Raw genomic sequence first — 12,185 nt, 5'->3', positions numbered from 1 at the left:
TGCCGTACACCAATCCGCACGGAGCGAGACCACCAGACCATGCCAAACGCCAAAACCAACCCGAGAAGGCGCGTCATCGAGATAAAGCCCATCGTCGACCCGGACGCCAAGGTCTATCCACGCTCGATCAATGGCTACTTTCAACGTTGGCGCTGGGCCTTCATCTGGCTTACCCAACTCGTCTTCTATGGCCTCTGCTGGTTGCCCTGGAATGGCCGGCAAGCGGTTCTGTTCGACCTCGATACGCGGCGCTTCTACCTGTTCGATCTCGTCCTCTGGCCGCAGGACGCGATCTATCTGGCGATCCTCCTCGCCCTCTCGGCGCTGGCACTGTTCCTGTTCACCGCCGTCGCCGGGCGCTTGTGGTGCGGCTACACCTGTCCGCAAACGGTGTACACCGAGATGTTTCTGTGGTTGGAAAAACTCGTCGAAGGTGAGCGACCGAAACGCATGAAGCTCGACGCTGCACCGTGGTCGGTGCACAAGTTGGCCATCAAAACCGCCAAGCACTCCCTCTGGATCGCGCTTGCCCTTTGGACTGGCCTGACCTTTGTCGGCTATTTCACGCCGATTCGCGACTTGACCCACGGCATCGTTGAGCTGTCGCTTGGCCCGTGGGAGGTATTCTGGGTTCTCTTTTACGGCGCTGCCACCTATGGCAACGCAGGTTTCATGCGCGAGCACATGTGCAAATACATTTGCCCGTACGCGCAATTCCAGTTCGTGATGTTCGACCGCGATACGCTGAACATCACCTATGACCGGCAGCGCGGCGAACCGCGGGGCCCGCGGCGGAAAATTGCCGACCCGCGCGCGGAGGGCCTGGGCGACTGCGTCGACTGCAGCATATGCGTACAGGTCTGCCCGACCGGTATCGATATCCGCAACGGCCTGCAACTCGAGTGTATTGGCTGCGCGGCGTGCATCGATGCTTGTGACCAGGTAATGGACAAGATGGAGTACCCGCGGGGTCTGATCCGCTATTCGACCGAGAACGCGGTTGACGAAAGCCTGTCGCGCTCCGAAATCATTCGTCGGGCCGCGCGGCCGCGGACACTGCTCTACCTGGCCGTTTTTCTTGCCGTGTCGACGGCCACTGCCTGGTCGCTGCTCAACCGGGTGCCGCTCAAGGTCTCCGTGATCCGTGACCGTGCGGTCCTGTCGCGCGAGGCGCCGGACGGCAGCATCGAGAACGTATTCAGTCTGCAGTTGACGAATGCCAGCGAGCAGGCACGGACCTACCGCGTGCACGTTGCTGGCCTGCCCGGACTTCGCCTCGAGGAGGCGCATGAAATCGAAGCGCCGCCAGCCGGCCTTGGAAAGGCCGTGCTGGTGCTGAAGGTCGATCCCGAGGCCGCGCCTGCCGGTGCTCACCCCATTCAGATCACCGTCGAAGACATCGCCGACGCAAGTGTCCGAAAAACAGAAAACGCGAGCTTCTGGATGCCGTGACGCGAAATCCGGAACGGTCGACAAGTGTCGCCCGAAAATGAAGGCTCAGCGTGTGTGTTCCTCTGCTCGCGAACCAGGATGGCGGTTTCGCCGGTGGGTGGAGGCAAAGTGGCCTGCGCCCGCTCGGACAGCGACGGTTCTGGACATGCTTTTCAGGACCGAAGACCTGTGGCAGCAATAACTCATACTAATTGGCGGCCAAAGCTGGCCGAATACTGACTGTTTGTGGACGACGATCACCATGTCAAAACCGCTCGCATTCGAGAAGCCCGGCCCACAGGCCGGTACGCCGGCCGCAGGATTTGCGCTCTGGGCCCTGGGCTTTCGACCGTTCTACCTGCTGGCCAGCATCTTCGCAGCGCTCTCGATTCCGCTCTGGGTCGCAATCTATGCAGGCTATCTGCCGGCACCATTTGTACCCGGCCTCATCTGGCACGGCCACGAAATGCTCTTCGGCTACACGCTGGCGGTGATCGCCGGCTTCCTGTTCACGGCCGGTCGTAACTGGACCGGACAGCCAACCCCAACAGGCGTAGCGTTGCAGGCGTTTGCCTTGCTCTGGGTCGCCGGTCGGGTCCTGATGCTGACGCCTTACGCAATGGCGGCAGCGCTGGTCAATGCCGCCTTCCCGGTAGCCGTTGCGATCGCTCTTGCCATCCCTTTGTGGAGGAGCCGCAACCGGCGCAACTATTTCTTCGTCGCGCTGCTCATGCTGCTCGGCATGGCGGTTCTGGCGATCCACCTTTCCTGGCTCGGAATGCTGGCCTGGCCCGAACGGACGAGTTTGCAGGCCGGACTTGATGTGGTGCTGTTCATCATCGCCGTAATGGGCGGACGCGTCATCCCGATGTTCACCAACAATGGCATCCCGGGTACGCAAGCGACTCGCCATCCACTCGTTGAAAAAACCGCGCTCGCAAGCCTTCTCGTCCTGCTCGTCGCTGACGTTGTGCCTGCACCGGCCGCCGTGATCGTGACCGTAGCCCTGGTCGCGGCCGTTGCACACGCCGTCCGGCTCTATCTCTGGCAACCGTGGCGAACGGCTACGACGCCAATGGTGTGGGTGCTGCATGCGGCTTACGCCTGGATTGTCGTCTACCTCGTGCTGCGCGCGCTGGCGGCGCTCGGGCTCGTCGCCGAACCGCTGGCGCTGCACGCGCTGACAATTGGCGCCATTGGCAGCATGACCATCGGCATGATGACGCGCACCGCGCGCGGCCACACCGGTCGTCCGCTGCTTGCCGATCGCTACGAGGTCACGTGCTACGTCCTCGTCCAGTCTGCCGCGCTGATTCGCGTCTTCGGCGGCATGATCGTGCCCGACGCCTACCTGATCACGGTCAGCGCCTCGGGGATTTGCTGGTCGCTGGCATTTGCACTCTACGCGATTTGCTACTGGCCGGTACTGTCACGGGCACGGCTAGACGGAAAACCCGGCTAGCCTGTTTCTTCCCTCGCTTGACCTTGAAGGCGAGGGACAGGTCATTCCGCGCAGTTGCACATCAATAGCCACCCGTTCGCACGACAGAATTGAGAATAGTTGACCATTGTCAACGACTATTCGGCGGCTGAGGCGTAAATCGACACCTCGGCTTGGCGTTTTGCCGGCCGCACGACCAAACACGGAGGATCCAGGAAGATGACGACTCATCGCAAATTGCGTAGTACCGCCATATTGCTTGCCGCTTCTTTGCCATTGGCCTTGGGCAGCGCCTTTGCACAGGAGGATGCCAAGAAACCGATTTCACAGGTCGAACAGAGCTATCAGGCCGGCGATTCGTCGCCGGTCGGCGACACGGCAATGCATCACAACATCAACCCCAAGGCACCTCCGATGACCAAGGAGGAATTCGAGAAAGCCAAGAACATCTACTTCCAACGCTGCGCTGGCTGCCACGGCGTACTGCGCAAGGGCGCAACCGGCAAGCCGCTGACCACGGACAAAACGCTGGCTAGCGGCACTGAGTACCTCAAGGTCTTCATCACCTACGGCTCGCCCGGCGGGATGCCAAACTGGGGTACTTCCGGGGATCTGACCGAGGCCGAAGTGGACATGATGGCGCGCTACGTCCAGCAGGAACCGCCCGTGCCGCCGGAATGGGGAATGAAGGAGATGATGGCCTCGCTGAAGATCAGCGTGCCGCCCGAGCAGCGTCCCACGAAGAAGATGAACGACCTGGATCTGGACAACCTCTTTTCGGTGACGCTGCGCGATGCCGGCAAGATCGCTCTGATCGACGGCAAGACCAAGAAAATCGTCAAGATCCTGCCGACCGGCTACGCCGTACACATTTCCCGGATGTCGAAGTCCGGGCGCTACCTGTACGTGATCGGTCGCGATGCCCGCATCAACCTGATCGACCTGTGGATGGCGGAGCCGACCAACGTCGCCGAGATCAAGGTAGGCCTCGAAGCGCGCTCGGTCGAAACCTCGAAGTACAAAGGCTACGAAGACAAGTACGCCATAGCCGGTACCTATTGGCCGCCGCAGTTCGTGATCATGGACGGCGACACGCTGAATCCGCTGAAGATCGTATCAACGCGCGGTTCAACGGTCGATACGCAGGAATACCATCCGGAACCGCGCGTGGCGTCGATCGTCGGCTCGCACTACAACCCCGAGTTCATCGTCAATGCCAAGGAAACCGGCAAGATCATGGCCGTCAACTACTCGGACCTCAAAAATCTGAAGATCACCATCATCGACGCCGCGCGATTCCTTCATGACGGGGGCTTCGACTCGACCGGCCGCTATTTCATGGTCGCCGCCAATGCGTCGAACAAGATCGCGGTGGTCGATACCAAGGAAGACAAGCTCGCAGCGCTGGTCGACGTCGGCAAGATCCCGCATCCCGGACGCGGCGCCAATTTCGTCCATCCGAAGTTTGGTCCGGTATGGGCGACCAGCGACCTCGGTGACGAGTTCATCAGCCTGATCGGCACCGACCCGGTCAAGCACAAGGCACAGGCGTGGAAGGTCGTGCAAACGCTTACGGGGCAGGGAAGCGGCTCATTGTTCATCAAGACGCATCCGAAATCGACCAATCTTTGGGTCGATACACCGCTCAATCCGGAAGCGAAGATCAGTCAGTCGGTTGCCGTCTTCGACATCAAGAACCTGGACAAGGGTTTTGAAATCCTGCCGATTGGCGAGTGGGCCGATCTTGGCGACGATGGTGCCAAGCGCATCGTGCAGCCCGTGTTAACGGTGTCGCTTTTCCGTAGAAATCTGGCGTCGACGGCCTGACGAGGCGAGAAAGCCAGTCGGTTTGCTTTCGCTTTTGACTTTCAGCCAAGCATGTATATGCCGGTTTTCCGGTTTGCCGCCGGCCAGGCTCCCGGCGGACGGGTTGCGCAGCAAACCGTCGTCTGGCAAGCGAAGCGCGGCAGGAATGGGCGACCAGGGATCGGGGAGCGCCGTCGGCTATCGACTCATGGGGTTTCAAGGGGATCTGATCTGCGGCCCGGCATAACCCCCGTGGCAGTAGCGTTCGCGTTGCCGATGCGGTAGAAAGCCGGGCGGCCGGTGGAAAGGCAGGCGCGACACCGGTCCCAACCGCGAAGCCAGACCCGATGCCGCGCCCCGTAGCCTCCACAGTGGCGACGTTGCCTGCCTAGTATTTCACGAAGCGCACCTCGCCGTCAGATTCCCATTGGCCGGGACGGCCAATGGATCTCCCTGGAAGACGTTACCTGTGCGCCGCTTGCCGCACAGCTGTGCTCATTTGCAGCCACTGTGATCGTGGCCATCGCTACTGCACCGCGCAGTGTGCCGACCAGGCACGCCGACAGGCCACCGGTGCTTCGGGTCGCCGCTATCAAGACAGCCGCCGCGGTCGTCACGCCCATGCCGAACGCCAGCGCCGTTACCGAGCCCGGCAGCAGAAAGTGACGCATCAGGGTTCCCCACCCAGGGTCGCTCCTGATCAACTCCCCTTTGAACCGACGTTGCCGGTCGCACCCCTGCCAGGGCACTGCTGTCGCTGTCATCGTCCCTTGCCGGACGGGGTGCGCCAGGACTTTCTGCAGCGTCGGATTCGCCGTCACCCACCCGACCGGAGAAGACATGACTCTCAGCCCCGAGATTGAAGCGCAGATCCTGCGTTATTACCACGCCGAACGCTGGCGTATCGGCACCATCGCGACCCAACTGCACGTGCATCGCGACAGCGTCGCCCGCGTGCTCGCCCAAGCCGGCTTGCCGGCACTCGAACCCGTTCGCCGCCCTTCGGCGATCGATCCCTACCTGCCGTTCATCCTCGAAACCTTGACGCAGTTTCCGCGCCTACGCGCCTCCCGCGTGTACGACATGGTCAAGGGTCGCGGGTATCCGGGACGCCCGGATCACTTCCGGCACCTGATCGCCCGCCACCGACCGCGCCCGAAAGCCGAAGCTTATCTGCGCCTGCGCACCCTGCCGGGCGAACAGATGCAGGTCGACTGGGGTCACTTCGGCCACCTGGAAATCGGTCGGGCACGCCGGCCGTTGATGGCCTTCGTCGCTGTCCTCTCCTGGTCGCGGCAGATCTTCCTGCGCTTCTATCTCGGCGCCTACATGGAGAATTTCCTGCGTGGCCACGTCGGCGCGCTGACCGCCTGGGGCGGCTGCCCGCGGGTCGCCCTGTACGACAATCTCAAGAGCGCGGTCCTTGAACGCCAGGGCTCGGTCATCCGCTTTCATCCGACGCTGCTGGCCCTGGCCAGTCACTACCGCTTCGATCCGCGCCCTGTGGCGGTGGCGCGGGGGAATGAGAAGGGACGCGTCGAGCGGGCCGTGCGTTTTATCCGCGATGCCTTCTTCGCCGGCCGCCGCTTCACGGATGTGGACGATTTGAATGCCCAGGCCGACGCTTGGGTCAGCGGGCCTGCGGGTGAGCGGCGCTGCCCGGAGGACGAGGCGCTGACGGTGCATGAGGCTTTCGACCAGGAGCGAACGCGCCTGCTGACGCTACCGGGGAACGCCTTCCCGACCGACGAGGTCAAGGCCGTCTGCGCCGGCAAGACGCCCTACGTGCGCTTCGACCTGAATGACTACTCGATCCCGCATACCTGCGTGGCGCGCACGCTGACGGTCGCTGCCCGCCTGGATCAGGTACGCATCCTCGATGGCCAGACCGTGGTCGCGACGCATCGACGCAGTTATGACCGCCGGCAACAGATCGAAGTCCCCGAACATATCGCGACCCTGGTCGCGCATAAGCATCAAGCGAGCGCGCATCGCGGCACCGATCATCTGGTGCAGGCGGTGCCGACGAGCCGCGAGCTGCTGACGCAAGCGGTCGACAGGGGCGAACCGCTGGGACGCACGGTGCGCGCGCTGACTGAGCTGCTGGAAGCTTACGGCGTGGCCGAACTGACGGCGGCGATTGCCGACGCCCTGTGGCGGGGCGTGCCGCATCCCAATGCGGTTCGGCTGGCCCTGGAGAAGCGCCGGCAGGCGAAGGCGGAACCGCCGCCGCTGGCGGTGCCTTTGCCGGAGCACCTGAAACGGCGGGATGTCCCGGTGCGCCCGCACAAGCTTGATGACTACGATCAGCTGATGGAAGGGACGCCGGATGACGAATGACACCCACCGCCAACGGGCGGCCGCTTTGCAGTTGCATGGCCTCCTCGCGCATTGGGCCGAGTGTGCCGAGCAGCCCTGGCTGGATCCTTTGCTGTCCTGGGAGGAAAGCGAACGCGCCCGTCGCTCGCTCGAACGGCGGCTGCGCTGCGCCCATATCGGGCGCTTCAAGCCCTTGGCCGATTTCGACTGGGCCTGGCCGCAGCAGTGTGATCAGCGGGCGATCGCCGAACTGATGACGCTGGACTTCCTGCCGGCGGCGACCAACGTCCTCCTGGTCGGCAGCAGCGGCCTGGGCAAGACGATGATCGCTCAGAACATTGCGCATCAGGCAATCCTGGAAGGGCACACGGTGTTGTTTGCCACCGCTGGGCAGCTGCTCGGTGATCTGGCCGGCCTGGACAGTGACTCGGCGCTGCGTTACCGACTGCGTCGCTATGCGGCACCTGATTTACTGGTCATCGACGAGGTCGGCTATCTCTCTTACTCCAACCGCCACGCGGACTTGCTCTTCGAGCTGATCAACCGGCGTCACGAGAAGAAGAGCACCTTGATTACGACCAACAAATCGTTCTCGGAATGGCCGGAGGTCTTCCCCGGGGCGAGCTGCGTGGTGGCGATGATCGACCGCCTGGTCCATCACGCCGAGATACTCGCCATCAAGGGCGAGTCGTATCGGCGCAAGGAGGCCCAGGAACAGGCCGCCGCCAGATCCAGGAAGCGCTCGGCGAAGGCGGCGGCGTGAAGCACTCTCATCCGCCGTCCGGCCTGCATGACGGTCTCGACTTGCTCATCGACTCTCGCTGGTCGCCTGATCAGGCGCTGGCGGTCATCGAGTTGCTTGATGATCTGCGCGATCGGATCTGGGCGCACTACGAGCTCGCTCTGCAGGCCAAGTTCCGAGAGGATCGCGTGACACGCCGCGATGTCCGGGTCAGCGATCCGCCGTTCTAACCAAAATCAACACTCTCAAGACTCAGGGGCCCGCCGGGCCCCTGTTTGGCTAATTTTGCCCAACCCCCGAAAAAGTAAAATCAGCGTGATGGTCCAAAACCGAGCGGTTTCGGACATGTAGAAATGAGGTGTCCACAAGTAAGCAAAAGCGGATTACGGACATGCTAGACTTACGTACTGCCATTTTGGACAAAGAACAGCTTATGTCGCGCATTTTTGCTTACTGCCGGGTGTCAACGGCGGATCAGGTCACCGCGAATCAGCGGCAAGAGATCGAGGCTGCTGGTTTTGCTATTGAAAGTCACCGGGTAATAGAGGAATGCATCAGCGGTTCGGTGGCATCAAGCGAGCGTCACGGCTTCATGCGTCTTTTTGATCGCCTGGAGTCTGGCGATGTCTTGGTGGTGACCAAACTGGACCGACTTGGCCGCAATGCTATGGATGTGCGCACCACCGTCGAACGGCTCGAAGCCAACAATGTTCGCGTACATTGTCTTGCCTTGGGCGGAGTCGACCTCACCAGCGCGGCTGGCAAGATGACCATGCAGGTGATTGCGGCTGTCGCCGAGTTCGAGCGGGATTTGCTCATCGAACGTACGCAGTCGGGCATCAGTCGGGCACGCGCCCAAGGCAAGCGATTTGGCCGACCGTTGGTGTTGAACGGTGAACAGCGCACTCTGGTGTTACAACGTCTGGTCGCAGGCACTACCGTGGCGCAAGTGGCTAAGGAATTCGCCACCAGCCGGCAAACCATCATGCGGGTGCGTGACGCGATGAATGTACACCTTCATGCAGACGACGATGAGCGGCACAGTGCCATTGGAGCCACCTCGGCTCCTTCTCCCGGGCTCCCTGCAAGCATTGCATAGTGTGACCCGAGCAGGATCCCGCCGAGCGGTAGCGGCATCGGGCCTGGAGAATCGGCTGACCTTGGATCGGAACGGTGGCACGACGACAAAGCGCGCAATTGTCGCAAAGAGCAACTCTCTTGGTAATTTGAATGTCGTCAGACACCGATTCTCACCGCCTGACTATCCTCACCCGCGAAGAAATCGATGACCTGTACGGTTTGCCTCGGTTCACCGATGACGACCGCCGCCTTTTCTTCGAACTAAGCCCGGCCGAACGTGCGGCCGTCGACGCGCGAACTATCTCCGTGGCCACGTACTTGGCGTTGGAGCTAGGCTACTTTAAGGCCAAGCGACAGTTCTTCACCTTCGAGCGTGCGGATGTGATTGACGATCTGCGCTATTTGCTCGCGAAGCAATTCCCGGGCAGCACCGTGGAGTCCGTCAAAGCACCCTCGAAGCCCACGCACGTTGTCATCCAGCGCACCATCCTCGATCTGTTTGGCTACCGCCACTGCGACAGTGCTGCCCAACAGGCGTTGGAGGACAAGGCGTGCCGTACCGCGATGCTGTCGACGCAGCCCCTGTATATTCTGCGCGAATCCCTACAGTACCTCGCCAATGAGCGCATCGTGCCGCCGCGTTACACGACGCTGCAGGATATGGTCGGTCGGGTAGTGACCTACGAGCGTAATCGTGTCGCCGATTTGTTGGCTCTTGCGCTGACACCGGCCGTCAAGCAAGCGCTCGACGCCCTACTACAGGCTGATGAACAGATGTACCGCATCAGCGCACTCAAGCGCGAGCCCAAAGACTTCAGCCATAAGGAACTCAAGCGTGAGGTCGAGCGGCGGAAATTCTTCCAACCGCTGCACGAGTTCGCTCAGGACTTCCTCGTCGCGGCCGGTCTGTCCAACGAGAGCGGCAAATACTACGCGTCGCTGGTCAAGTTCTACACTGCCTACAAGCTGCAGCGCATGCCCAAAGGTGCCGCGAGGCTGTACCTGTTGTGCTTCGCCTTTCATCGCTTCCGGCAGATCAACGACAACCTGATCGAGGCGTTCATCCATCTGGTCAGCCAGTACGAGAAGCAGGCCAAACACGCCGCCGAAGCAGCGATGCAGCAGGCGCTGCTCAATGCTGGCGAGAACCTGCGGGCCGCTGGCGAGGTGCTGCACCTGTTCATTGACAAGTCGATCTCCGGCGACAGCCCCTTCGCCACGGTCCAGGAAAAAGCGTTCTCACTGCTGAAGCCGGAAAGTTTTGCGACCGTGGCCGACTACCTGCGCAACATCGCCTTCGACAAGACCATCTTCCAGTGGTCCTATTACTCCTCGTTATCGCTCACGTTCAAGCGCAACCTGCGGCACTTGTTTTGCGAGCTCGACTTTGCCGGCCGGGTGGAAGATGCGCCGTTGCTTGAAGCCGTGACGTTCCTCCAAGGGCTGCTGCGCGAAGGCAAGTCACCGAGGCAGACGAAGCAGAAACTCTTCCCGAGAACGGTGATTCCCAAGAGCTTGCAGCGGTACCTGCTCGTCGAGGCTGAGGCGGATGAAGCGGATGAGGCGAAGGGCGGTGCTACGCGACTGGACGTCGATCGCTACGAATTCCTGGTCTACCGGTTGCTGCGCAACGCCCTGGAGTCCGGCGATCTGTACGTACAAGAAAGCAACGAATTCCGGCGCTTCGAGGACGACCTGATCAGCAACACCCGTTGGGCGCAGCGCGATACCGTGCTGAAGCAAATCGGCGCGCCGCTGCTGCTGGCGCCGATCGAAGAAACGCTCAAAACTTTCCGCGAAGCCCTGGAAACACGGTTCGCGGAGGTGGACCAGCGCATCGTCAATTGTGCCAACGAGCACATCAAGATCACTGGCCGCGCCGAGAAGCGGCGCTGGAAGCTGATCTATCCAACGGCCGAGGAGCCGGTCAATAGCCCGTTCTACGGTCAGTTGCCGGGCATCGGTATCGCCGACTTGCTCTGGTTCGTCGCCGGCAGTACCGGCTTTCTGGGTAGTTTCAGCCATGTGCTCGGTCGCTACGCGAAGGACGCACCGGATCCCCGCGAACTCCTCGCCTGCATGGTTGCTCTCGGGACCAACATGGGGTTGTCGAAGATGGCGGAAGTGTCAGGCCTGAGTTTCTCGTCGCTGCAAGGCACCGCGCGCAACTACCTGCGACTGGAGACCCTACGCGCTGCGAACGACGCCATCAGCAACGCCATCGCAGCGCTGCCGGCGTTTCACCTGTACGACATACGCGATGAGATGCACTCCAGCAGCGACGGCCAGCGCTTCGAGACGCAGATCGACACCTTCAACGCCAGGCACTCGCCGAAGTATTTCGGACTGCAAAAGGGGGTGAGTGCCTGCACGCTGGTGGCCAACCACGTTCCTATCAACGCTCGCATTATCGGCACCCATGAGCACGAGAGCCACTTCGTGTTCGACCTGCTGTACAACAACACGTCCGACATCAAGCCAGAACGCCACTCAACAGACACGCACGGCACGAACCAGGTCAATTTCTGGATTTTGCGCGTCTTCGGCTACGGGTTTGCGCCACGCTACCGCGATCTGCACAAGAAAACGCAGACGCTGGTTGGCTTCGATAATCCGAGCCACTATGCAGACCTACTGGTTAAGCCCTCACGCAAGGTCTACGACGAGCTGATCGTCAAGGAATGGCCCAACATTCTGCGCATCATGGCATCGCTGGCGCAGAAGGACGTGACCCAGGCGACCATCGTGCGCAAGCTCAGCAGCTACCTGCGCCAGAACCAGACGAAGAAAGCGCTTTGGGAACTCGACAACATCTGCCGCACGTTGTACATCTTGGATTTCATCGACGACGTAGACCTGCGCCAGGCGGTTCAAAAGGCGCTGAACCGCGGGGAAGCGTACCACCGGTTCCGTAGGGCGGTGGCCTACGTCAACGGCGGCAAATTTCGTGTACAGACCGAGGCCGAGCAGCAGATCTGGAACGAGTGCTCACGCGTGATCGCCAACTCGATTATTTTCTACAACACAGCGCTGCTCTCCAAGGTGTATGCACAGAAGCTCACCGCTGGCGACCAAGCCGCCATCGACATGTTGCGGAAAATTTCGCCGGTAGCCTGGCAGCACGTCAATCTGTTCGGCACCTTCGAATTCAGCGACGCGCCATCCAAGGTGAACATCGATGTGCTTGCTGCTCGCTACGCCGACCCCGATCACTGGAGCAAGGTGTTCAAAGAGGAGAACCAGGAGGTGCCGTTGGGCTGATTTTACTTTTTTGGGGGTTGGGCAAAAATAGCCTGTTTCGTATACGTCACATCGCACACTTCGCCGCCAAATTCCGCCGCCATTTAGTGCCGCCAGATTTCTGCG

General features: G+C 61.2%; 9 protein-coding genes. 8 read left to right on the top strand and 1 reads right to left on the bottom strand.

Annotated elements, in window-relative coordinates; translation table 11 throughout:
- The first annotated feature begins 39 nt into the window (after positions 1-39).
- From ccoG to QZ648_RS23225, 3 genes are all read left to right on the top strand, one after another.
- Positions 40-1,452, top strand: coding sequence for a cytochrome c oxidase accessory protein CcoG (ccoG, locus tag QZ648_RS23235; RefSeq protein ID WP_291998424.1), 1,413 nt, complete (start codon positions 40-42; stop codon positions 1,450-1,452).
- Between the two features lie 241 nt (positions 1,453-1,693).
- Positions 1,694-2,893: an NnrS family protein gene (locus QZ648_RS23230; protein WP_169068733.1), complete on the top strand. Its 1,200-nt coding sequence runs from the start codon at positions 1,694-1,696 to the stop codon at positions 2,891-2,893.
- A gap of 198 nt (positions 2,894-3,091) precedes the next feature.
- Complete coding sequence (locus tag QZ648_RS23225; protein WP_291998423.1) at positions 3,092-4,699, top strand: nitrite reductase; 1,608 nt, start codon at positions 3,092-3,094, stop codon at positions 4,697-4,699.
- A gap of 395 nt (positions 4,700-5,094) precedes the next feature.
- On the opposite strand, the gene QZ648_RS23220 is transcribed toward QZ648_RS23225, so the two are convergent.
- Positions 5,095-5,349, bottom strand: a complete 255-nt coding sequence (locus tag QZ648_RS23220; RefSeq protein WP_169068695.1) for a hypothetical protein — start codon at positions 5,347-5,349, stop codon at positions 5,095-5,097.
- 169 nt (positions 5,350-5,518) lie between these two features.
- On the opposite strand from QZ648_RS23220, the gene istA reads away from it, so the two are divergent.
- The 5 genes from istA (at position 5,519) to QZ648_RS23195 (ending at position 12,080) form a co-directional block, all read left to right on the top strand.
- Entirely contained in the window at positions 5,519-7,018 is a 1,500-nt protein-coding gene (gene istA, locus QZ648_RS23215) for an IS21 family transposase (protein WP_169068694.1), read from the top strand.
- Complete coding sequence (gene istB, locus QZ648_RS23210) at positions 7,008-7,760, top strand: IS21-like element helper ATPase IstB (RefSeq protein WP_169068693.1); 753 nt, start codon at positions 7,008-7,010, stop codon at positions 7,758-7,760. Before istA ends, istB begins: the two co-directional genes overlap by 11 nt.
- Entirely contained in the window at positions 7,757-7,969 is a 213-nt protein-coding gene (locus tag QZ648_RS23205) for a hypothetical protein (RefSeq protein ID WP_169068692.1), read from the top strand. Before istB ends, QZ648_RS23205 begins: the two co-directional genes overlap by 4 nt.
- A gap of 203 nt (positions 7,970-8,172) precedes the next feature.
- A complete protein-coding gene (locus tag QZ648_RS23200) occupies positions 8,173-8,838 on the top strand; it encodes a recombinase family protein (RefSeq protein ID WP_291998429.1) in 666 nt (221 codons plus the stop codon).
- 131 nt (positions 8,839-8,969) lie between these two features.
- On the top strand, positions 8,970-12,080 hold the full coding sequence (locus QZ648_RS23195; RefSeq protein WP_291998422.1) for a Tn3 family transposase: 3,111 nt from the start codon (positions 8,970-8,972) through the stop codon (positions 12,078-12,080).
- Positions 12,081-12,185: the final 105 nt, after the last annotated feature.

It is taken from the genome of Candidatus Accumulibacter sp. ACC012 (assembly GCF_907163155.1).
GTDB classification, from domain to species: domain Bacteria; phylum Pseudomonadota; class Gammaproteobacteria; order Burkholderiales; family Rhodocyclaceae; genus Accumulibacter; species Accumulibacter delftensis.
This window is presented reverse-complemented; position numbering and strand designations above follow the sequence as displayed.